General features: G+C 65.3%; 22 protein-coding genes and 4 tRNA genes. 17 read left to right on the top strand and 9 right to left on the bottom strand.

The annotated features are described in order from the left end of the window. Window positions 1–7 precede the first annotated feature (7 nt). Both phoB and ASE10_RS16295 read right to left on the bottom strand, forming a co-directional pair. Entirely contained in the window at window positions 8–715 is a 708-nt protein-coding gene (gene phoB / locus ASE10_RS16300; RefSeq protein ID WP_055909545.1) for a phosphate regulon transcriptional regulator PhoB, read from the bottom strand. Window positions 716–962: 247 nt separating this feature from the next. Then, window positions 963–2,603, bottom strand: coding sequence for a M48 family metalloprotease (locus ASE10_RS16295; protein ID WP_056305740.1), 1,641 nt, complete (start codon window positions 2,601–2,603; stop codon window positions 963–965). Window positions 2,604–2,828: 225 nt separating this feature from the next. Here ASE10_RS16295 and grxC point away from each other — a divergent pair, with 225 nt between their 5' ends. The 4 genes from grxC to ASE10_RS16275 all read left to right on the top strand — a co-directional run bounded on the left by grxC (window position 2,829) and on the right by ASE10_RS16275 (window position 6,537). Beyond that, window positions 2,829–3,116 carry a glutaredoxin 3 gene (grxC, locus tag ASE10_RS16290; protein WP_055909551.1) on the top strand — a complete coding sequence of 96 codons (288 nt, stop codon included), beginning with the start codon at window positions 2,829–2,831 and terminating at the stop codon, window positions 3,114–3,116. Window positions 3,117–3,320: 204 nt separating this feature from the next. Then, window positions 3,321–3,656 carry a carboxymuconolactone decarboxylase family protein gene (locus ASE10_RS16285; RefSeq protein WP_082586134.1) on the top strand — a complete coding sequence of 112 codons (336 nt, stop codon included), beginning with the start codon at window positions 3,321–3,323 and terminating at the stop codon, window positions 3,654–3,656. A gap of 290 nt (window positions 3,657–3,946) precedes the next feature. Next, entirely contained in the window at window positions 3,947–4,960 is a 1,014-nt protein-coding gene (locus tag ASE10_RS16280) for an isocitrate dehydrogenase (protein ID WP_056305736.1), read from the top strand. Between the two features lie 233 nt (window positions 4,961–5,193). Next, window positions 5,194–6,537, top strand: coding sequence for a Na+/H+ antiporter NhaC family protein (locus ASE10_RS16275; RefSeq protein WP_056305733.1), 1,344 nt, complete (start codon window positions 5,194–5,196; stop codon window positions 6,535–6,537). Window positions 6,538–6,615: 78 nt separating this feature from the next. Here ASE10_RS16275 and ASE10_RS16270 read toward each other — a convergent pair whose 3' ends face one another. Further along, the gene (locus ASE10_RS16270; protein ID WP_055909559.1) at window positions 6,616–7,374 is read right to left on the bottom strand and encodes a Bax inhibitor-1/YccA family protein; all 759 of its coding nucleotides are present in this window, start codon (window positions 7,372–7,374) and stop codon (window positions 6,616–6,618) included. Between the two features lie 151 nt (window positions 7,375–7,525). On the opposite strand from ASE10_RS16270, the gene ASE10_RS16265 reads away from it, so the two are divergent. The 5 genes from ASE10_RS16265 to ASE10_RS16245 all read left to right on the top strand — a co-directional run bounded on the left by ASE10_RS16265 (window position 7,526) and on the right by ASE10_RS16245 (window position 8,867). Next, window positions 7,526–7,602, top strand: a tRNA-Pro gene (locus tag ASE10_RS16265). Window positions 7,603–7,644: 42 nt separating this feature from the next. Beyond that, window positions 7,645–7,721: transfer RNA gene (locus ASE10_RS16260), tRNA-Arg, on the top strand. Window positions 7,722–7,760: 39 nt separating this feature from the next. Further along, window positions 7,761–7,837, top strand: a tRNA-His gene (locus tag ASE10_RS16255). 50 nt (window positions 7,838–7,887) lie between these two features. Then, window positions 7,888–7,963 (top strand) — tRNA-Lys (locus ASE10_RS16250). Next, complete coding sequence (locus ASE10_RS16245) at window positions 7,950–8,867, top strand: hypothetical protein (protein ID WP_235567569.1); 918 nt, start codon at window positions 7,950–7,952, stop codon at window positions 8,865–8,867. The genes ASE10_RS16250 and ASE10_RS16245 overlap by 14 nt, the downstream gene beginning before the upstream one ends. A gap of 4 nt (window positions 8,868–8,871) precedes the next feature. Here ASE10_RS16245 and ASE10_RS16240 read toward each other — a convergent pair whose 3' ends face one another. Continuing rightward, window positions 8,872–9,933 (bottom strand): integrase, encoded by a 1,062-nt coding sequence (locus tag ASE10_RS16240; RefSeq protein ID WP_235567568.1) that lies wholly within the window; start codon window positions 9,931–9,933, stop codon window positions 8,872–8,874. 79 nt (window positions 9,934–10,012) lie between these two features. On the opposite strand from ASE10_RS16240, the gene ASE10_RS16235 reads away from it, so the two are divergent. The 8 genes from ASE10_RS16235 to ASE10_RS16215 all read left to right on the top strand — a co-directional run bounded on the left by ASE10_RS16235 (window position 10,013) and on the right by ASE10_RS16215 (window position 16,273). Then, window positions 10,013–10,456: a helix-turn-helix transcriptional regulator gene (locus ASE10_RS16235; RefSeq protein ID WP_056305729.1), complete on the top strand. Its 444-nt coding sequence runs from the start codon at window positions 10,013–10,015 to the stop codon at window positions 10,454–10,456. A 206-nt stretch (window positions 10,457–10,662) separates the two neighbouring features. After that, on the top strand, window positions 10,663–11,151 hold the full coding sequence (locus ASE10_RS20350) for a hypothetical protein (protein WP_157480986.1): 489 nt from the start codon (window positions 10,663–10,665) through the stop codon (window positions 11,149–11,151). Between the two features lie 86 nt (window positions 11,152–11,237). Continuing rightward, window positions 11,238–11,477, top strand: coding sequence for a hypothetical protein (locus ASE10_RS20345; protein ID WP_157480985.1), 240 nt, complete (start codon window positions 11,238–11,240; stop codon window positions 11,475–11,477). Between the two features lie 284 nt (window positions 11,478–11,761). After that, a complete protein-coding gene (locus ASE10_RS19755) occupies window positions 11,762–12,343 on the top strand; it encodes an MltR family transcriptional regulator (protein ID WP_082586129.1) in 582 nt (193 codons plus the stop codon). Window positions 12,344–12,409: 66 nt separating this feature from the next. Beyond that, complete coding sequence (locus tag ASE10_RS16230) at window positions 12,410–12,805, top strand: Rap1a/Tai family immunity protein (protein WP_343123448.1); 396 nt, start codon at window positions 12,410–12,412, stop codon at window positions 12,803–12,805. 1,264 nt (window positions 12,806–14,069) lie between these two features. After that, window positions 14,070–14,321, top strand: coding sequence for a hypothetical protein (locus ASE10_RS16225; RefSeq protein ID WP_157480984.1), 252 nt, complete (start codon window positions 14,070–14,072; stop codon window positions 14,319–14,321). Window positions 14,322–14,664: 343 nt separating this feature from the next. Further along, window positions 14,665–15,237, top strand: coding sequence for a hypothetical protein (locus ASE10_RS16220; protein ID WP_157488365.1), 573 nt, complete (start codon window positions 14,665–14,667; stop codon window positions 15,235–15,237). Between the two features lie 139 nt (window positions 15,238–15,376). Beyond that, entirely contained in the window at window positions 15,377–16,273 is an 897-nt protein-coding gene (locus ASE10_RS16215) for a sterol desaturase family protein (protein WP_056305722.1), read from the top strand. Here ASE10_RS16215 and ASE10_RS16210 read toward each other — a convergent pair. The 5 genes from ASE10_RS16210 to ASE10_RS16190 all read right to left on the bottom strand — a co-directional run bounded on the left by ASE10_RS16210 (window position 16,270) and on the right by ASE10_RS16190 (window position 21,179). Continuing rightward, complete coding sequence (locus ASE10_RS16210; RefSeq protein ID WP_055909568.1) at window positions 16,270–16,953, bottom strand: helix-turn-helix domain-containing protein; 684 nt, start codon at window positions 16,951–16,953, stop codon at window positions 16,270–16,272. The genes ASE10_RS16215 and ASE10_RS16210 overlap by 4 nt on opposite strands. A gap of 112 nt (window positions 16,954–17,065) precedes the next feature. Then, on the bottom strand, window positions 17,066–17,716 hold the full coding sequence (locus ASE10_RS16205) for a DUF2894 domain-containing protein (RefSeq protein WP_056103521.1): 651 nt from the start codon (window positions 17,714–17,716) through the stop codon (window positions 17,066–17,068). After that, the gene (locus ASE10_RS16200) at window positions 17,706–18,368 is read right to left on the bottom strand and encodes an OmpA family protein (RefSeq protein ID WP_082586128.1); all 663 of its coding nucleotides are present in this window, start codon (window positions 18,366–18,368) and stop codon (window positions 17,706–17,708) included. The genes ASE10_RS16205 and ASE10_RS16200 overlap by 11 nt, the downstream gene beginning before the upstream one ends. After that, the gene (locus ASE10_RS16195) at window positions 18,365–20,458 is read right to left on the bottom strand and encodes a DUF802 domain-containing protein (protein ID WP_056305721.1); all 2,094 of its coding nucleotides are present in this window, start codon (window positions 20,456–20,458) and stop codon (window positions 18,365–18,367) included. The genes ASE10_RS16200 and ASE10_RS16195 overlap by 4 nt, the downstream gene beginning before the upstream one ends. Beyond that, window positions 20,442–21,179, bottom strand: coding sequence for a DUF3348 family protein (locus ASE10_RS16190; protein WP_157480983.1), 738 nt, complete (start codon window positions 21,177–21,179; stop codon window positions 20,442–20,444). Before ASE10_RS16190 ends, ASE10_RS16195 begins: the two co-directional genes overlap by 17 nt. Window positions 21,180–21,268 lie beyond the last annotated feature (89 nt).

Raw genomic sequence — 21,268 nt, 5'->3', positions numbered from 1 at the left:
GCCAAGCTTACGCGGCGAGTGAGGCAGAAAAACGATAACCGGCGCCGCGCACGGTCTGGACCATGCCGTCGAGACGGTGCGGTTCCAGGGTTTTGCGCAGGCGGCGGATGTGCACGTCGACCGTGCGCTCCTCGACGTAGACGCTGCCGCCCCAGACGTGATCGAGCAGCTGGGTGCGCGAGTACACGCGCTCGGGGTGGGTCATGAAGAAGTGCAGCAGGCGATACTCGGTCGGACCGATCTGCACCGCCTGGTCGCCGCCGTCGCCCTGGGCGAACACGCGGTGGGCGGCGCCGTCGATGCGCAGCGGGCCGATGCCGACGCTGCCGTCCTCGTCGTCCTCGCGCGAGCGCCGCAGCACGGCACGGATCCGCGCCAGCAGTTCGCGCGCCGAAAAGGGTTTCACCACGTAATCGTCGACGCCGGCTTCGAGGCCGCCGACGCGGTCGTTCTCTTCGCCGCGCGCGGTCAGCATGATGATCGGGATTTCGCGGGTCAGCGATTCCTTGCGCCAGCGCCGGGCCAGTTCCAGGCCGCTGGTGCCGGGCAGCATCCAGTCGAGCAGGATCAGGTCGGGGACGCGGTCGGCGATCGCCGCCTGGGCCTCGCGCGCATCGCCGGCATGGATCGGGTCGTACTCGCCCTTGCGCAGGGCGAAAGACACCATGTCGCGGATGGCGGGTTCGTCTTCGACTATCAAAATGCGCTTCTGCACGCGGTCACCGGGGGGAGTGGAAACGGGGCTCTTCCTTGAAACCGCGTCAGTACACTACCGTTTTATGACGTCCGCGTGACACTGTCGCAAAGGCCGGCGCGCGGGATGCGGGATTTGGGATTGGCTGGGCAAAAGCGCCACCGCGGGGCGCCCGTCGCGAGCGGACCGGCGACCCTGGAGCAGACTGTCACACGTTACAAATCCGGTCAGGAGCGGCCAGGACCGGTCAAGGACCGGCGAGAGCCGTTCAGCGACGCCGCAGGTCCTCGTCCTTCACGCCCTGGCGCCGCAATTCCAGCACGGTCGGGGTGATGGCGGCGATCCGGGCTTCGATCCGGGCGCGCGAGTAGTAATCCAGCTCCGGACGCTTCTTCAGTGTGTTCAGCTGGACCAGGGCCTGTTCCGGGCGACCGCCCAGATAGGCGGCCTCGGCATAGGCCTCGCCGGCGCGGATCGGGTCGCCCGCAATCTCACAGGCGCGTGCGAACACTTGCTGGAACACCGCGTCCTCGCTGGCCGCGCCCAGCAGCGGACGCAGCACCGCCTGGGCGCGCTTGCCGGCCTCGACCGTATTGCGCTCCGACAGGGAGCGGGCATAGGTCAGCGCCACGGCGCGGTTGTTCGGCATCTGCCGCAGCAGGGAGTCGAAGCGGGCGTCGGCCGAGACGGCCTTACCGCTCAGCGATTCGGCCTCGCTCAGGGCCAGGCTCAGCCACAGGTGGTCGGGGTGTTCCTGCAGCAATTCGGCGAACACCGGCGCCGCGGCGGCGGCCTGGTTGGCGCGCATCCGCGCCACCGCCAGACCATAGCGCTGGGCGTCGTCGAGCTTACCCTTGCCTAGGCGCTCGTATTCGGCGATGGCGTCGCGCGGCGATTCGGCGCTGAGCACGCGCATGCGTTCGCGGGCGAACTCGAAGAAGCCGGTTTCGCCGCCGGACAGCTCGTAGCCCTGCAGCTTCAGCGTGCCGGGCAGCAACGGGTTGTCCAGGCCGCGCGCGTCGCCGGGCAGGCTGTAGCCGTTCTTGGGGATGCGTTCGTTGCGGGTGGCGTTCGGCGTCGTCGTGGTCGCGACCACGGTGCTGCGGGCGATCTGCTCGGCGCGCGCCTTGGCCTCGCTGATGCGGGTGGTGGTGACCGGGTGGGTCAGCAGGTAATCGGGGGTGGGGCCGTAGTAGCCGGCCGCGTTGCTGCGCGACTTGGCCTGCATCTTGGCGAAGAAGTCCGCCATCGCGGCCGGATCGTACTGGCTGCGGGCCAGGGTCTGGATGCCCAGGCGGTCGGCTTCGGACTCGTTGGAGCGGGTGTAGTCGATCTGGCGCTGCTGCATCAGGCCCATCGCCGAGACCATCGCGGCCTGGGCGGCGGCGTCGGCGGAATTGCCGCCGGCGGCCTGGGCCGCGACGATCGCGCCCAGCATCGCCAGCAGGATCGGCAACTGGTCGCGCTGGGCGCGCTCGACCCCGCGCAGCACGTGCTGCTGGGTGACGTGGGCGATTTCGTGCGAGAGCACCGCCGCCACTTCGTCCTCGCGCTCGGCCGCCAGCACCAGGCCGACGTTGACGCCGATGTAGCCGCCCAGGGTCGCGAAGGCGTTGATCTGGCGCTGGCGCATCACGAAGAAGGTGAAGGGCTGGCGCGGGCGGTCGCTGCTGGCGGCCAGGCGCGTGCCCAGGGTGTCGAGCCAGCTGTTGATCAGCGGGTCTTCCAGCAGGTAGTCGTAGTGGCGCAGCTGCGCCAGCATCATCGCGCCGTATTCGCGCTCCTGGGCCGGGGTCAGCAGTTCGCCCGCGGACGAGCCGATGTCGGGCAGGCTCGATTCCTGGGCCGGCGCGCAGACGCTGGCGACGGCGAGGGTGATGGCGGCGGAGAGCAGGGCGATGCGGCGCAAGCAGGCGTTCCTCGGTCGCGGGTGGCGCGGACGGCAGGTGCACGTTCGCACGGCAGGATGCGGTCCGCCATGCCCGGCGGGGTGAATCGTCCATTAATCGGAGCCCGGCCGGGCCGCGGAAGGCACCGGTGGACGACAGCGTTCCGCAGGCGCGGTTTAATGGCGCACCGTGCGGGCCCATATTCGACCGCAAGCACCCCGCCGAGTTTCATCAGGAGAATCGTCTTGAGCGTCACCGACACCGCGCCGACCGGATCGGCCGAGAAGATCGTGATCTACACCACCGCGATCTGCCCCTATTGCGTCGCCGCGAAGAACTTCCTCAAGAGCAAGGGCGAGTCCTGGACCGAGGTCCGGATCGACCTGGACCCGGCGCAGCGCGAGAAGATGATGAGCCTGACCCGCCGCACCAGCGTGCCGCAGATCTTCATCCGCGGCACCCACGTCGGCGGCTACGACGACATGATCGCGCTGCATCGCGCCGGCGGTCTCGAACCCCTGCTGGCGGGTTGAGCGGGCGCGCCGGGCGGCACGGCCGCCTGCGCCCGCGAACGCCCGGCCGGGAATGAACCAGCCGGACGATCCGCACGCCGAAACGCCAACGCCATCGACGGCAAGCGCGCCCCTCATCCCGCGCCCCTCATTCAAGGAGTTTCCGTGAGCAACGACAGTACCGAAAGCGACCGCGTCGCCGAGTTCACCGCCTTCCGCAAGCGCATGAACGAACGCATCCTGGCCGAACCCAACCAGGTCGTGCGGCGCTTCTTCGCCCTCGACACCCAGACCTACCAGCCCGGCGCGCTGGACCTGAAGACCAAGGAACTGCTGGGCCTGGTCGCCTCGATGGTGCTGCGTTGCGACGACTGCATCAGCTACCACGTCGCCCAGTGCAAGCAAGCCGGGGTCAACCGCGACGAGATGTTCGAGGCCTTCTCGGTCGGCCTGGTGGTCGGCGGTTCCATCGTGATCCCGCACCTGCGCCGCGCGGTCGATTTCCTCGACCGGCTGGAGCAGGGCGACGCCCAGGCGCCGGCCGGGCACGACCACGGCTGATTCCCGGTCGATTCCTGTGGGAGCGGCGTAAGCCGCGATCGCGATATCTCAACGACGGCGCCGGCTGGATGTCGCGATCGCGGCTCCCGCCGCTCCCGCCGCAGGCCGTCCTGCTGCGCACCCGCCTGAACGACGTGCCCGACCTGGCCGAGTCGGGCCGTTGGCCGCCCCCGACCATCGTCCAATACGCCGCCGAATGCAGGGCGGAGCCGCTTCCGGCATAATTACGGGGCTCACACCTCGTGCGCCGCGCCGCTTGCGCCGCGCCCTATCGTTGGAAGACTTCCCTCATGACGCAAACCATTACGGTCATCCGTGGCGACGGCATCGGCCCGGAGATCATGGACGCCACCCTGCACGTGCTCGACGCGATGAACCTCGGTCTGAGCTACGAATTCGCCGATGCCGGCCTGGTCGCACTGGAAAAGCACGGCGAACTGCTGCCGGCCGCGACCATGGACTCGATCCGCAAGAACCGCATCGCCTTGAAGAGCCCGTTGACCACGCCGGTCGGCGAAGGCTTCAGCTCGATCAACGTCGAGCTGCGCAAGCGCTTCGACCTGTACGCCAACGTGCGTCCGGCCAAGTCGTTCCCGAACACCAAGTCGCGCTTCCCGAGCGGCGTCGATCTGATCACCGTGCGCGAGAACACCGAAGGCGCCTACATCGGCGAAGGCCAGTCCTTGTCGGAAGACGGCGAGACCGCGCTGCTGACCCAGAAGATCACCCGCCGCAGCTCCGAGCGCATCGTGCGCTACGCCTTCGACCTGGCCCGCAAGACCGGCCGCAAGAAAGTCACGGTGGTGCACAAGGCCAACATCCTGAAGTCGACCTCGGGCCTGTTCCTGAAGACCGCGCGCGAAGTGGCGCAGCAGTACCCGGACATCCAGTGCAACGAGATGATCGTGGACAACACCTGCATGCAGCTGGTGATGCGTCCGGAGCAGTTCGACATCATCGTCACCACCAACCTGTTCGGCGACATCATCTCCGACCTCTGCGCCGGCCTGGTCGGCGGCCTGGGCCTGGCCCCGGGCGCCAATATCGGCACCGACGCGGCGATCTTCGAAGCCGTGCACGGCTCGGCCCCGGACATCGCCGGCAAGGGCATCGCCAACCCCTGCGCATTGCTGCTGGGCGCGGCGCAGATGCTCGACCACCTCGGCCAGCCGGAGAAGGCGACCAAGCTGCGCGAGGCCATCGTCGCCACGCTCGAAGCCAAGGATTCGCTGACCCCGGACCTGGGTGGCGAGGGCAATACGCTGTCGTTCGCCAAGGCGATCGCGAGCCGCGCCACGGCCTGATCTCGGCCGACGCGGTACCGCAACGGGGCGCCTTCGGGCGCCTCGTTGCGTTTGGGAGGTAAGCGACGCATCCGCGCCCCAACCCCTCTCCCGCAAGCGGGAGAGGGGTTGGGGTGAGGGCCGCACATGCCAGGGCTGCATGAACCTCAACCCCAGCCCCTAGCCCCAGCCCTCGACACCGCCCATGTTGCACTGCAAAATAGACGGGTAAATTGTTCCATTCGGATGAAGCGATGAATGCCCCGGTCCGCCCCAGCGCGCTCGCGCTGACGCCCCTGCTGCTGTTCCTGGCCCTGTTCTTCGGTGCCGGGATCTACTTCACCACCCACGGCGAAGCGATGGGCTTCTATCAGCTGCGCGCGCCGGTCGCGATCCTGCCGGCGCTGGCGCTGGCCGCGTTCATCGCCTGGCGCCGCAAGCTCAAGCCGCTGGACACGCTGCTGGAAGGCATGGGCGACAGCAACGTGGTGCTGATGTGCCTGATTTTCCTGCTCGCCGGCGGCTTCGTCGAAGTGTCCAAGGCGATCGGTGCGGTCGACGCGATCGTCTCGCTCGGTATCGGTCACGTGCACCCGGCGCTGCTGCTGCCGAGCCTGTTCGTGGTCGCCGGCTTCATCTCGCTGTCGCTGGGCACCTCGATGGGCACCATCGCCGCGGTCGCGCCGATCGCGCTGGGCGTGTCCGACGCCTCCGGCCTGGACCGGGCGCTGGTGCTGGGCGCGGTGATCGGCGGCGCCACCTTCGGCGACAACCTGTCGGTGATCTCCGACACCGCCATCGTCGCCACCCGCACACAGGGCTGCACCATGCGCGAGAAGTTCCGCGAGAACTTCAAGCTGGCGCTGCCGGCCGCGCTGCTGACCGTGGTCGTGCTCGGCTTCGTCGGCGAGACCGCGCCGGTCGCGCCGCTGGAGCCGGTCTCGGCCTGGCTGATCGTGCCGTACCTGATCGTGCTGGGCCTGGCCCTGGCCGGCGTCGACGTGATCGTGGTGCTGAGCGTGGGCCTGGTGGTGGCCGGCGCGTTCGGCGCCTTCCTTGCCGAGGATTTCGGTCTGGCCGCCTACGCCGGGCATATCTGGGACGGCTTCGAGAGCATGATCGAAATCACCCTGCTGTCGCTGCTGGTCGGCGGCCTGGGCGCGCTGATGAAGGCGACCGGCGGCCTGGCCTGGCTGGCGCAGGCGATCGGCCGCTTCGCGCGCGGGCACAAGAGCCGGCGCGCCGGCGAACTCAGCATCGCCGCGCTGTCGGCGACCACCGACGTGTTCACCGCCAACAACACCGTCGCGATCCTGATCAGCGGCGGCCTGGCCCGCGACATCGCCCAGCAGCACGGCGTGCCGCCGGCGCGCGCGGCCAGCGTGCTCGACATCTTCGCCTGCGTGATCCAGGGCGTGCTGCCCTACGGCGCGCAGATCCTGCTGGCGGCCTCGTTGGGCGCGGTCTCGCCGCTGGCGCTGGCCGGCAGCGTGCATTACAGCTGGCTGCTGGGCGCGATCACCCTCGCCGCGATGCTGTGGTCCTCGCGCAAGCGCGCGCCGCAGCCACTCGCGCAAGCGGCCGAAGGGCAGGGCTGAGCGGCCGCCCGTCAAAAGAAAGCAGGCAAAAAAAGGGGCGCGATTGCGCCCCTTCTTCGTTGCGGCCGAGCGTCGGGCTCAGTTGCGCGATTGCAGCTTCGACAGCAGGCGCAGGAACTCGACGTACAGCCACACCAGGGTCACCATCAGGCCGAACGCGGCGTACCACTCCATGTACTTGGGTGCGCGCTGCTCGACGCCGGTTTCGATGAAGTCGAAGTCCAGCACCAGGTTCAGCGCCGCGACCACGACCACGAACAGGCTGAAGCCGATGCCGATCAGGCCGGACTCGTGGATGTAGGGGATGTTCTTGCCGAACAGGCTCATGCCGAAGCTGACCAGGTACAGCAGGAAGATGCCGCCGGTGGCTGCGACCACGCCCAGCTTGAAGTTCTCGGTCGCCTTGATCAGGCCCGAACGGTAGGCCAGCAGCAGCGCGAACAGGGTGCCGAAGGTCAGCATCACCGCCTGCATCACGATGCCCGGGAAGCGCGCCTCGAACATCGACGAGATCGCGCCCAGGAACAGGCCCTCGACCAGCGCGTACGCCGGCGCGGTCACCGGCGCCCAGGTCTTCTTGAACACCGTCACCAGGGCCAGGACGAGGCCGCCCAGGCCGCCGATCAGCATGAACGGCATCTGGCCGGTGGCGCCCTCGGGGGTGATGCTGATCTGGCTCCAGGCGTAGGCCGCGGTGATCACAGTCAGCAGCAACAGCAGGCCGGTCTTGTTGACCGTGCCGTTCAAGCTCATCGCCTGGCTGTCGCCCTGAACCACCGAACCGGTGCCGAGGTCGAGAAAGGTCGATTCCTTCAATGCCGGATTGCCGCTGCGCATATCTATGCCCCTGATGTGCCGAATGAACGGATGTTCACGATGCCGGGAGCATACACGCCGCCGGATCGTCGCTGCCTCGTTGACAGCGGCGATGCCGCCGCCCAAACTACTCGACCTTTCGCGGCGTTGGCGCGCAACGGAAGCCCCGGCTCGGGGTATAGCTCAGCCTGGTAGAGCGCCAGCTTTGGGAGCTGGATGTCGTGGGTTCGAATCCCTCTGCCCCGACCATCCGCTACTCAGGCTGGGGCGTCAGTTAAGATGGTTGGACTGGCGCCCGTAGCTCAACTGGATAGAGCACCGGCCTTCTAAGCCGGTGGTTGTGGGTTCGATTCCCGCCGGGCGCGCCAAGTTCGCAACAGATTTGCGTTGTATGTCTACGTTTTATGGTGGCTGTAGCTCAGCTGGTTAGAGTACTGGATTGTGATTCCAGATGTCGGGGGTTCGAGTCCCCTCAGCCACCCCATTGTTGTAAGGACCGAAAAGCTTCTGATACAATTTCGCTCCTGATGTACCGGGCCGTTAGCTCAGTTGGTAGAGCAGTTGACTCTTAATCAATAGGTCCAAGGTTCGAATCCTTGACGGCCCACCAAACAAAACAGGCACTTAGGTCTCCCCTAAGTGCCTTTTTTATTGCCATCGGGAAAATTGCCGGGAAAATCGGCACGCTATCGACTCCGCCGCTCGAAGCGGCCAGCGGATCCAGGTGGGCCATGGTTCAGTTCGTGGAAGCACGTCGCGTTGGCGGCGATGGCGTTGTCAACGCATTGCGTATGACTCGCACTGAATGGGAGCAACTGCAGCGCACCTACTCAGTCGGCGAGTTGGTCATGCCGTGCTGCCCTTCGCCAGCGATCCCCAAGTTGAGTCCTAACGGCCATCCCTTCTTCGCGCACGCCAGTGGCGCCTGTAGCTCGTCAGAGGAAAGCCAATGGCATCAGGCTGCCAAGATCCTGGTGCGCAGCGCGCTGGAGGACCTGGGGTGCACCGCGTCGATGGAGGAGCCCGGGTCCGGCGATCGGGGCCGCTGGCAAGCCGACGTGTGGGCAGAGCGCGGGTCGGTGAAACTAGCCGTCGAGATCCAACGCTCCTACCAGTCGTTGCGCGACTACCGCGATCGACAGGAGCGCTACCGCGCTGCAGGTGTGCTGGGATTATGGCTGCTGCGCTCCGATCGCTATCACACCCTTTGCAAGAGCATGGGAAAGGAGCGGCTGAGGACAGAATTCGGCGGCAAGTTCCCCCCAGAAGGACATTTCTCGCCGTGCCTCGCAGATGTGCCGGTCGCGCGGCTTGAGCTAGAGCCGGATCCGACAATTACGGGGGCGGGTTTCTTCTCGGCGAGCGTACCGCAGCTCCTTGACGCGGTGCTTACAGGGCGCTTCCGCTGCATAGATGGCCTTTGGTGCATCGATAACCTGGACTCCATGCGCCAAGCCCTTAAGGACTCGCGTGATCGCGCGGCCGCTGAGCGAGAAGCGAAGCGGCGTCGATGACCCGCTACTTCTGCCTTTTCGGCGGCGATACCACCGGCAGATCGTGCGCGTAGCGCTGTGTCATCTTGCGTTCGACGTGCCCAGCGGCATCCTGCTTGTCGCCGATGTTGCCCACGGTGTCGGTCACGCCGCGGTGCTTAAGCCCATGGAGTGAAAAGCGCTGGACCTCGGTGATGACCTTCGCGGTGATCGCCATGCCAATCATGCGTTGCCAGGCGCTATCGAGCGCCGATTTCGTCAGGGGCGTCCCCGACTGATTTACCAGCAGTCGCCGCTGCTCTGGGCGCAATGGGATCGGCAACCGGCTCTCTTCAACGACCCGCTTCCGATAGGCCTGCAGGAACGTCCAGGCCTCGCGTAGTTCGTCATTCCACAGCGTTAAGTTGTCGCGTGAGCCCTTCCGGCGGTTGCTGCGGATCCCGACGTCATCGGCGTGAGCATCGGTCAGGGTGTTGACCTCGATCCCGCGCAGGCGAAGGTTGTAGGCCAGCACCATCACCGGGGCCAGGTAGGGCGCGACGCTTCCCTCAGTGTGCGCCTTGCGCTGGCCGCGCTCCCTGGCGAACTTCAGCACTGCGGCGAACTCCTCGGGCTCGGGCATGCGGAACTCACCCCGTTCAGTCACTTGGCGCACGCCGCGAGCGGGGTTGTGCTCGCACAGGCCAAAGCGCATTCCCCAGGCGAACATCCTGCGCAGGTAGCGCAGCACGTGATTGGCCTTGCTCGGCCGCGGCTGGATGGCGGGCTGCAGCTTCGTGGCTTCGCGGCCGCTGGCCAGCGTCTCCACCAGGCGCTGCATCATCGGCAGCGTCATGCGCGCCACCGGCATCTGCCCCAGCTTCGAACCGTCCTTGAGCACGTATTCCTTCGCCGTGTCGGCGCACCAGCGGTAGTCGCGCTGGGTCTCCTTGGCCAACTCTTTGAACTCGGTCGACTTTTCGAACTGGCCACACACGTAGGTCAGCGTGCCGCGCACGTCGCCGCCAGCGGCCACTTCGACGATCGCGTGCAGTTCAGATAGCCGGGCGGCGGCATAGGCGAGCTGGAGTCGCTTTGCGTTTTGCATACCTGCGGGGGTAAAAAGTGTGCAATTCGGGATAGACAGTAGTACGCGAAAACGTACCTGTCAACAGTCAAGGAACGTAATGGCGTACTCAGAGGGCATATACAGGGAGGAGTCGGGCGACCGGCTCAGGCAGGAAAGGAAGCGACTGGGCCTCACCCAACAGCAAATGGCCGATATCGGCGGCGTGCGTAAGCAGGCGCAGCTGAAATATGAAGCGGGGCAGTCGTCGCCAAACGCGGAATATCTCGCGCTCGTGCAAATGCACGGCGTCGATGTGCAGTTCGTCCTAACGGCGGCACCATCGTCGGCGCTCGCGGGCGATGAGGCGGAACTGCTTCGACGATTTCGTACCGCAACGCCCGAACTTCGGGCGGCGGCGCTTGCGGTGCTCGCTACTTCAGTCTCCGCGCCAGCCACCGTCATCAGCGGTGGCGAGCAAGGCCAGGTTGTCACTGGCAGCCAGACGAATCACGCGCCTCTGACGATCAATGTTGGCGGCAAAAAAGGGGGCAAGAACAGGTGACGCCCTACGTCGCAGTCGGCCAGTTTGTGGCCGGAAATCTCCAAGTCGGCAAACTCAATTTGAACCTCCGCTGCCCGTTGTTGTGCCAGATCGTGGGGCGAGCAGCCGCAGCAGCCTGAGCAGCAAGGGGACGTGTCAACGTTGCTGCTGCGGTATGTTTCGATCCGAGGCCTATAAGGTGTTAGGCGCCAATGTGGAGTAACCCGATGGACGCAAGACTATTCATTGCACTCTTCGCAGTTACATTTCTCCACTCTGCCAATCTCTCGGCTGAGGAACAGAAATACACAACCGTGTTCGTGAACCCTAATTGCTCAGAGGATCTCCTTGGAACGCGAATGGTCTATGAAGTTAAAGAGGGCATTCGTAGATCTACTTGGTTGAGACTCTCTGATTCCAAGGGCAAAGGGGAGTACATCATTCACTTCATGTGCCTACCGCCGAGCAAAGAAGCAACTAGGACCACCATATATTCGGCGGTCGTAACGCAAGAAGCCTTCCCTCATGAGAACTACCTGACTCAAGTAGTCGGTTTGTGCGGAATGGGTGAGGAGAATGCCTGTGCAAGAACCTTCGTCGCCTCGCTAGATGAGTTCTTAGTTGATTACCAGAGGCGACAAAGAGAGGCTGAGGAGGAGGCAGATCGCGCGATAAGAGAGGCAATTGAGAATATGCGAAAGCCATCAAAACCTTGATGAGGTGTCGCTTGGCGCCTAACAATTCATTCAAGCCGAAGCCGCTTCGCGGCTCGGCTTAATTCAGGCGTTAGGCAGGAGGCGCCATGAAGTCATCCCCTGAGAAAATCGCGGTCGCAACAGTGCTGGCGGTAGTGATCCTTGCGGCCGTTCTATCTGGTGTCACGAGAACGTCCCTTCGCTTAGCCGCGGCCGAAAGCACCACGTCCGATGCTGCCGCCGCAGCGGAAGATCTTCAGGGGCGGCTCTCGGATGCAGAAGGCACCATTAGCGACCTGTCTGATAAGACGGACGATCACGAGAATCGGCTAAATAGCCTTGAATAACTGACGAGGTCCCGGTGAAAGCCTTCCTTAAGAACTTCTTCCGCGCAATCCCGCTCGCCCTTGGTTTGGTGCTAACTATTTTCTGTGTCGTCTCGGCTATGCAAATAGCGGATGACAGCAACTACATCATTGGAGCATTGTTCTGCGGATTACTTGGCGTGCCACTACTTTTTGCTTCGGTAGTTTCGTTGACACGCCCGCGCGATGCCTAACAATTCATTCAAGCCGAAGCCGCTTCGCGGCTCGGCTTAATTCAGGCGTTAGGCCCATTCCGAGATCCCGAGATGACCGGAAACCTCAATGACGATTTGGCAACTCATGCGCCGGTGCCATCCGGGGACCCCGACTTAGACCTGCTCAATCGGTTCAATTATCTTCTATCAGCTCATGACGATCGTGGACTTGCCCTGTCCTTGGCTGCATTCGCCGAGGACACTCTAGGACGGCTATTGCTCACGTACCTCGTAGACAGTAAGCAGTCCAAGGACCTGATAGAGGGATTCAACGCTCCCTTGGGAACACTTGCGACAAGGATGAAAGCCGCGTTTGCGATCGGCCTACTAACCAAAGAGCAATATGACGATCTAGAGGTTGCTCGGAAGATCCGCAATCTGTTCGCACACGATTGGGAGGGAGTCTCCCTAGAGCGATCAGACATAAAGTCGATGATCGGCCAGCTTCACGGTTACAACTTTGATCAATCACCCATGACTACGGATCCACGCAAGCGTCTGCAGCACTCAATCGCAAACGTACTGACTGAGCTGCGAATCCAAATTGGGCAGCATCGCAAGCGCGGCCGGCGGGCTCCATTCGCGGGCTTTCGCCTGACAACGATTAAGCCGGGCTCTAGTGGTGGGGCCTAACAATTTATTAAAGCCGAAGCCGCTTCGCGGCTCCGCTCAATTCTGGCGTTAGCGTTAAGGGGAGCTATGCGATTCTTTGCGATTGTCTTGGTTTTAATGTGCATTTCGGCACCGGCGCGATCTGCTGATGCAAATGGCACGACTCTATTGCGCGATTGCGGTGCAGCGGTTCGCTACATGGACGATGACAATCTTAAGAATGTTGAGACAGTGCAGGGTAGCGCCTTCTGCTTCGGTCTCGTCCAAGGCGTCGTGACTACCAACCAGATCTACCAGAAGATCACTCCAGATAAGGCGCTCTTCTGCGTCCCGCCCACTGGCGTCAACAATGGGCAGGCGGCCAGAGTGGTTGCCAAGTACTTACGGGACAACCCAAAGGAGCTTCACCAACCCGACACGTTTCTTGTCGTCATGGCACTCCGCGATGCGTTCCCTTGCCAAGGCACACAGGCTGAGCGCTAACAATTCATTCAGGGCCGATGCTGAAATCGCCGCGCGGCCTAGACGTTAGGCGCCAGAAGCATCGCTCGCGTCGGTCTCTAACTCCAGCTGCGTGGTGAATACAGGCTGACGATGCCGAGCGCGACAGGCGTTCCTCAAGACTCGGGCGTATCCCGACTTACCTGCCCCGTTTTCGCCGAACAAAACATTGAGCCGATCGGGGGCGAACTCCACTGACCGGCCGGACGCAAACCGGTTGACGCTCTGAAGGTTCTCAAGCCTGAGCAATTGAACGCTTCCGCCAGACCCCGCCGCGGGAATGTGGTCCATGGATAGAGGGATTGGGCGCACGGTGGCCTTGGGAGCTCCGCCATGCTCTTCCTTTACGAGGGCGATGAGTTCGCTTTGATCACTGGGCGTTAGAGAGCCAGTGAGAAACAGGCGTCGCAGGGCGTCGCGTTGCCAGGCGGGCAAGCCGCCCGACCAATCCAGAATGTCTTCCAAAAGTCCCAATTTGTCCCCCTGTCGTTCCACGACTGGGCAGAGGCTATCACCCACGTGGATGGCCCTTGGCGCGCGCAGTCATCCCCCCGCCACGCCTGCGGTCTATGTACCCCTCTTTCCCTGCACCCCTGCGGCAGGGCTTCCCGCGCTACCTGTGCGGGCGCGAATTGCATTTCCCGGGCCTCGACGGCCCTGCGGAACCCTGCGGCGGCGGGAGCGGTTACGCCGTGCTCTCTGCGCGTCTTGAGGCTGCCCCGGCGGGTCGCATTTTTCGGACGGCCATCGGAACCTGGTAACGGGTAACGACTGGGCCTCGCCATGGCATATCTATTTGATATGCAAGGCCTTTTTATGTAACCGGTAGAGGTAACACCGCGGTTACGAAAAAGGTTATCGGTACACAAGCCTCTGATTTGAAAGGGATTCTAGAGACGCCGATATAACCCTTTGGAAAGGTTACCTAATTACCTGTTCGTTACCCTACTGTTACCTTCAAAAACGGGATTTAAGCCTTTGAATCGCAAGGATAAATGGCCGAAATCCTGGGGCAATTACCTTTGTAACCCGTTTCCGACGGCCGTCCGAAAAATTTGCATACAAGTAGTGTGGAACCGCCTGCCGCTGACTCTTCGGTTGAGCTTCGTCAGCAACGGCGACGCGCCGCCTGTGGCCTACCATCGCCGCCATGAAGCCTCTGCCTGACGACTTCCGGTGGTACCCATGGCTGGTGTCGGGTAGGGACTTTGGCGACCAGGTCCTTCGCATTGGCGGACCGGTCGGCATGGAGATCGCCATGGTTAGGCGGCGAGTCGACGGGGAGACCTGGTTGAGCGAAGTGCGTCGCTATGCGGATCCGAAGCCGCACGTCATCACCCACAGCCGCGATCGAGCGATCGCGTGGGCGTCGCGCTGGGCCGCTGCCAATGAAACCGCTGTAAGAGCGGCGTTGAGAGAGATGGAGCGCCGACATGGCCTCGTGCCCTACCGGCGGCATGGCATGAGCGAGGAGGGTGATCAAACGTGCGCCAAGTGATAGGCTTCGCGCCCTCGGTTCGCCGGGAAAATGAGGTTGAAACCCTAATTTTCTAGCGCGTTCCGCGGAGCGGTATCGGGAATATTTGTTTGGCTAACGCGTTGATTTAAGAGCTAAGTTGCCAAGACTCTTAATCAATAGGTCCAAGGTTCGAATCCTTGACGGCCCACCAATTCAAAGGCACCCGCGACGCAAGTCCGGGTGCCTTTTTCTTTGTCCGGGCGTTGCGCCAGGCCGGGAGATTCGGGCGCTACGCCGATGCCGTGCGAGCGGCCGGCCGTTCTAGAATCCTGGGACGACGGACAAGGAGCAGGTCATGCGTAAGCGGCAAGGAATCGCGGTCGTGGCGTTCGCGGCGTTGGCGATGATGTTCAGCGGCGGCGTCGGCGCCATCGACAGTCGCGGAGCGGTGCGTGCGGCCAATGTCTGGACCAAGTTCCATCCGGGCGACGATATCCGTAACGATATCCGGGCGAGCCGCGTCCAGATCGCGGATCTGGATCGCGACGGCGTGGACGAAGTGGTCTATCTGCTCACCGCGACCTGCATCGGCGCGAGCTTCGACTGCACCAACGACGTCGTGGTGATGACGCCGTTGCGCAAGGGCGATCCGCGCTTGCGTCCCGGCCGTCTCGACAACGATTACATGACCGACCTGTGGCGACGCGCCGAGCAAAGCGGCTATGGCGACGATACGTCCTTGCATGTGCCTGGCGACGTGCGCGCGCTGGCGATCGTGGGCGACCGCGTCCAGGTCACCTTCGACGTCGTGCGCGATTCGCCGATCTGCAAGCGCTCCCTCGATCGCGGCTCGGCAGGTCCTTGCCCAGAGCCGGGTCGTTACCGCTGGACGTTGTCCTGGCGGGAGGGCGCGCTGTCGAAGACGCGCGAGATTCTATTGGGTCGGGACGACTGAAGCGGCGACCGCCGCCGCGCGATAGGCGCGCTGCTTCTTCCAGCCAGAACGGTCCCAACGCGCAGGATGCGTGGTTTGTTCAAGCCACGCGAGCGGCATGGGCGCCAGCATGCCGGCTCCCCGGTCGCCTGGAGCGAAGATGAAACGCTGGATGCTGCGCCTGTACGCGCCCTTGTTCCTGTTCGGCTTCGTCGGCACGGCGGTGTGGTGGGTCGGCCACCGCGACGGCGATGCGCTGTGGTTGCTGCCGTTGCTGGGCCTGGCGGCGCTGTTGTCCTTCGTCGCCGAGCACCTTTGGCCGTACGACCGGAGCTTCAACCGGGACCACGGCGATCGCGGCCGCGATGCCTTGCACGTGCTGGTCAACGAAGGCTTGAACCTGCTGTCGATCGGCCTGATCCCGCTGCTCGCAGGATGGATGCCGTGGCGGTGCTGGCCGACCCAGTGGCCGTTCGCCGCGCAACTGCTGTTGGCCATCGTCGGCGCCGATCTGGGCCTGACCCTCATGCACTACGCCAGCCATCGCATCGGCTGGCTGTGGCGCTTGCATGCCGTGCACCACAGCGTGAGCCGGATGTACGGCTTCAACGGTCTGATGAAGCATCCGCTGCACCAAGCCACCGAAGCCGTGGGCGGAGTGCTGCCATTGCTGGTGCTGGGCATGCCGTATCCGCTGGCGGCGGTGTTGGCCTTCGCCATCGCCATCCAACTGCTGTTGCAGCATTCCAATGTCGACATGCGGCCGGGCTGGCTGGGCCGGGTGATGGCATGGGCGCCGCTGCACCGCTTCCATCACCTGCGCTACGGCAGCGCCGGCGACGTCAACTTCGGGCTGTTCTTCACCGTCTGGGATCGGCTGCTGGGAACCGCCTTCGATGCGCCGGCTTATCGCCTGAGCGGGCGCGACCTGGGCATCGGCAGCCAACCGGATTACCCGCGCGACTATGTCGGCCAGTTGCTGGCGCCGTTTCGCGAGCTGCCGCATGCAGAGGTGCCGGCGTTGCCGCCGCAGCTCGCGCAGGCGCGCTCGCGCTAGGCCTGCACCTGCAGGCCGCGCAGCTGCGCGGCGCTGATGCCGAACATGCGCCGCAAGCTGCGCGACAGATGCGCCAGGTCGGCGAAACCGGCGGCGTGCGCGCTGGCGGTCAGGTTGTCGCCGGCGAGGTAGTGGAGCAAAGCCTGGTGCAAACGCCGCCACAGCACCCAGCCGCGCAGGCTGACCGCCAGGTCGGACTGGAAGCGCCGATGCAGCTGGCTGGGGGAGAGGTGCGCGGCCTGGGCGATATCGGCGGCAGCCACGCTGTCGGGCAGGCGTGCGCCGATTTCGGCGATGGCCGCCTGCAGGCGCCGGTCCAAGGCTTGCGCCCGGCACAGGCCGGGCAACCGCGATCGCAGTGCCGGCAGCCGGGCCGGCAACTGCGGCAGTTGCTGGACTATCGCCTCGACATCGGCGTGGCCGGGTTCGAGGAACACCGTGCAGCCCTCGGCCGGCGCGGCGAGCACGGCATGCGGCTGGAACGACGGCAGCCACAAGCGCTGGCCCTGGCGTCGTTCGCCGTCGATCTCCACTTGCCACGGCGCGCCCTCGCTGAGCAGCAGCTGGTGCGCGTAATGGGCATGACGGAGGCTGCCGCCGGCCCGGCCTTGCAGCACCGCCACGTGCTCGCCGAGCAGCAGGGTACCGGTCCAGGCGCTGTGGGATGGCAGTGCAGGCATGCGGGATTGGGCGGAGCGAGCGGCGCTCGCGAACGACCGATTGTGGCCGATATCGGGCATTGCGAAAACGCCGGCGCGCCGCTGGCGTCTCGCAGGCGCTCGTTCGCCGACGCTACTCGCGGCGCTTGCGCGGCTTGCGGGTGCGCGGCTTGCCGCTGTCGCGTTGCGGCGGCTCTTGCGCAGCGAGGACGCCGCCTTCGTTCATCTGTTCCAGCCACGACAAGGCGTCGACGTAGGCCAGGAACTGCTGCAGATAGCCGGGCGAAAGTTCACGCATCAGGCTGAGCGAGCGGTGGACGAGGCGGCTGGAATTGAGCGGGCCGGCATTGCTGGGTGCGTCCTCCAGCGAGCGTCGGACCTGACTGTCGCTGCGCACGCTGGCCCAGATCTTGCGGAAGTCGTCGAGCATTCCCAGTTCCGGAAGCACGGCGCGAGCGGCGTTGTCGTCGGCGACCTTGCCGCCGTTGCGCGATGCGGCGCGACCGGCGAGTTCGTCGGCCAGTTCGCCGAGCATTCCGCGAGCGGGCATGCCGATGGGGCTGGCATCGGCAGCATGAGCGGCGGTACGCGCGAGATCGCCGGCATAGGCCGCGATCAGATCGGACAGGCGGCGCTCCAGCTCGCGCCGGGCATCGCCGTCGCGGTCGATCGCGCGCCGCCGCAGCGCCACCAGGTAGTGGAAGGCGAGGGGATCCATGCGGTCGGCGCCTTGTTCGCGCCAGGCATCGAGGATCGCGTGGTCGGGGACCGGGTTATCGCGCATCGGAGGACGCGGCGGCGCGCTGCAATCGCGGGACCGGCGCCATCTCCACGCGCCGGTTGCTGGCGCGTCCGGCTTCGTCGGTGTTGACGGCGACCGGCTGCTCGGCGCCGAACGCGGCGGCGAATACCGAGGACGAGGGCACGCCTTCGGCGATCAGGGCGCGGGTCACGGTCAGGGCGCGCTGGGCGGAGAGTTCCCAGTTGTCGGCGAACTCGCGGTTGCCGTCGCTGACCTGGCGGTCGTCGGTATAGCCGCTCACCATCAGCGCTTCGTCGCGTGCGCGCAGATATTCCGCAAGCGGGCCAGCCAGGCTCTTGAGCACTTCGCGGCCTTCGGGCTGCAAGCGATCGGAATTCAAGGCGAACAGCACGCTGCCGCGGATACCGATGCGCCCGTCGACCAGGGTGATCCGGCCCGCCGCCAAGGGCACGGCCAGCGCACGCTCCAGGGTCAGGCGGCGCTGGGTCTCGATCTTGCGCTGCGCGATCTCCTGGTTGAGCTTGATCTCCAGCTGCAGTTGCACGGCGATCACGCCGACCAGGATCAGCACGAACGCGCCGAGCAGGATCGACATCAGGTCGCCGAACGCGGCCCAAACGGAAACCGAGGCATCTGCGCCGCCATCGACCTCGCTGCTGATGTCGGTGCTCATGCCGCTGCGGCGTCGTTCGACGCACGCGAAGCGGGCAGCTGTTGCAGGTCCTCGACGATCTGCTTCTGCGCGAGCAGGCTCAGGTCGATGACCTCGCGGGCCTGGGCGACGTAGTACGCCAGTTGCTCGTCGCTGCGTACCAGCGATTTTTGCAAGGCTTCTTCGATGCCCTGCAGGCGGTCGGCGAGCTTGTCGTTCGAGTCGCCGAACACGCGCACGGCGGCGCCGAAGGCCTCGCCCAGGCTCGCCACTTCGACCGCGCCCACGCTGACCTGGTGGGCGACCGCGCCGAGCTTGCCGGTTTCGGATTCGATATGGCCCATGAAGCGGGTGCCGACCCGGTCGAGCAGCTCCGCCGAAGTCGCGACCAGCGCATCGATGGCGCCGCGCTGTTCGGTGGAGGCGTGATTCACGGCGGACAGGAGGGTGTCCAGCGTGGACAGCAACTGGGTGCGTTCTTCCAGCACCGCGGTATCGCGGGCCATGCTCTCGGACAGGTTCTGGCGCAGCTCGGCGATGACTTCGGCGGCGGCCTTGGGCGCTTCCGAAGCGGTGTCCACGAGTCGCGAAATCTCGGCGATCGTTTCGCTGGCATGCGCCTGCGTGCGCGCGCCGATCTCGTCCGCGGTGCGGGCCAGGCTGTCGCAGATGCTTTGCTGGCGGCTCGCCGTGTCGATGCCGGCCTGCGCCCAGTCCTCGCGCAGGGCGCTGCTCATCGACGCCAGGGATTCGGTCCAGGCGGTCAGGCGCTGTTGATCCTGAGCGGCCAGCGCCGTCCGCAACTCGCCATGAGACTGATCGATGCTGCGCAGCAACGAAGCCGAGTGCTGCGCGAACGTAGCGGCCGCCGCGGCCAGCGCTTCCTGGTTGTGGGTGGACAGGGCCGCGTTGACGTCCTGCTGCTGCGCCAGCGCCTGGGTCCAGGCCTGCGTCACGGCGCTTGCGGTGGTGTCGAGGCGGGCGCCGACGCTGTCCAGCAGGCCGGTCGAGCGCTGCTCGAAGCTGGCGCCGAATTGATCCAGCGCGTCGCGCAGTTCGCGGTTGAGGGTTTCGTTGGTTCGCTGCTGTTCGGCCAGCGACTGGTTCCAGATGCCCGCGACGTTGGCGGCGGCGGTTTCGAATCCGGCTGACAAGCCCTGCAGTTGCCGCTCCACGGCCTGGTGGACCGTGCCGTGCAGCGCGGTGGTCTCGCGCGCCATGGCCGCCATCGTCGTCTCCATGACCGGTTGCAAGGCTTCGCTGGCGACGCGGACGCTGTCGGAGACGCTCTTCTGCAACGACTGCTCCACAGAGGACGCCAGTTGCGCGAACACGGCCTGGGTCCTGTCGTGGAAGGCCGCCTGGCTGGCGATCTGGCGCTCGTTGGTGGCCAGGCTTTGCTGTTCGATCGTCGCCATCATCGTCTGCAGGCGGTCGATCAGCGCGGGCATCAGCTCGGTCTGCAGTTGCAGCAGCCTGAAGCTTTCCTCGCGTCGATGGGTTTGCGAATGGCCGCGCAGGCTGGTCGCGATCTTCGCGTCCAGCCACTGCACCGCCCGCAGCCGCTCGCGCCTGCACAGCGCGGCCAGCAGGCCCAGCATCGCCGAGGTCGCGACACCCGCGATCGAGGTGCCGAAGGCGAATCCGAGCCCCTTCACCGGTGCGGCCAGGGAGTCGCGGATCGCCTGCAGGTCGGTCGCGGTTTCCAGCGCCAGTCCGGTGCCCCTGAGCATGGCCATCATGCCCAGCAGCGTGCCCAGCATGCCCAGCAGCACCAGCAGGCCGACCAGGTAGGGCGTCAGCGCCGGCCCCGGCAGCGCCACGCGCTGGCCTTCGATGCGCTGGCGCGTCGCATTGCGCAGGGAAGGATCCAGCTGGGCGAGCCAGTCCTCCAGGCTGGACGGCGCCGCCGACAGCTCGCCGAGACCGCGCTCCAGCGTGGCCGTGGCCTGGCGGTAGCGCAACAGTTCCAATCCTCCGGCCAGATAACCGGCGCCGATCAGCAGGGTGACGGCCAGGCCCAGCGGGTTCGAGACCAGATAGCCGGCGCCGATCCAGCACACCGCGGTCAGGCCGAGCAGGAAGACAACAAGATCAAGCAGTCTGAACATCAGGCACCAATGAGTGGCTGCGAAGCGCCGCGAGCAGGGCTTCCAGCGGTAAAAAACGCACATCCAGTTCGGCGAGCAACACGCCCTGCATGTCCTTGCGAAATACGTTCAGCCAGGCATCGGCCGCCGCGCCGGGCGTGCCGTCCGCGGCCGCCTGAGCGGCCAGGCGCAAGCGTTCGAAATGCGCGCCGAGCAAGGCCGGGACCGCCGCCAGCAAGGCCTGCTCGCGCGGGCTCAGCACCGCTTCCATCAGCGCGTCCAGCTCGGCGAGCCGGGCGGTGTCCGCCGACAGGCCGACGAGCAGGTCGCGCAGCCGTCCGCGCAGCCGGCCGGTCGCCGTCAGCATCGCCCGCTGCGTGGCGAGGTAATGCTGCTGGAAAACCGCGTAGTCGGCTTGCGCGGGTTCGGCGTCGGCCTGGGTGGGGGCGGGCAGTTCCAGGCAGGCGGCGATCGCGCTGCCCAGCGAGGCACGCGTAGCGGCGTACGCGGACTCTTCCGTGCCGTCGAAGACCGGTCCGCCCGGTTCTACCGCCGGCGGCCTGCCGTCCAGGACCCGGGACAAGGCCACGGCCCGGGTCCAGTCGATCCAATCGCTCAACCGGTCCGACAGCGACGGCTGGGGCGGTGGAACGTCGATATCGGTAAGACGGGCGAGCAGGCGGATGAACGTCGGACCACGGACCAGCGTCCGTTGTGAAGCTTCCAAAATACGAATGGCCAAAAAACGGCCAGTTTACAGGCAGCGGGGATGCCGGGTGCTGCCGACTTCCGGCGCGCGGGTGGCCCGGGATTCAGGCCGCGTCTGCTCCG

Source organism: Lysobacter sp. Root76 (assembly GCF_001428685.1).
Taxonomy (GTDB): Bacteria; Pseudomonadota; Gammaproteobacteria; order Xanthomonadales; family Xanthomonadaceae; genus Lysobacter.
This window is presented reverse-complemented; position numbering and strand designations above follow the sequence as displayed.